This is a genomic window from Cedecea sp. B1(4) (assembly GCF_059414925.1).
The window spans coordinates 1-326 of sequence record NZ_JCAHMZ010000315.1 but is presented as its reverse complement, the minus strand read 5'-3'; the positions used below and the strand labels follow the sequence as shown (position 1 = coordinate 326).

The 326-nt window shown below is 62.6% G+C and carries 1 pseudogene; it reads right to left on the bottom strand.

From position 1 onward, the window contains the following. A pseudogene (locus ACR6JA_RS23110) lies at positions 1-326 on the bottom strand (hypothetical protein); the annotation flags it as partial.

The following is a 326-nucleotide window of genomic DNA, read 5'->3' as shown; positions in this document are numbered from 1 at the left end:
CAGATCTCGTACTGCCGGTTGGACCACGCGGCCTGCGAGACGGCGGTGTCGAAATCGTAGTCCTCGTACTTGTAGGTGCTGTAGGGAGTCTCGTAGTACAGATAGGATTTCTTCGGCTGGAAACCGTGGCCCGCCAGCGCCTTGGTGATGCCCTCGTAGCCCATGTACAGGACTTCTTCGGTGCAGTAGTCCCAGCCCATGCGGGCCCACTCGGTGGTGTAGCCGGTGCAGGCGCCGCCGCCGTTGCGGCTGTAGACGCCTTGGGAGAAGCCGATCTTGCCCCAGTTCGGGTCATAGCCCAGGTAGTCGCTCTTGCCCGCGGCCAT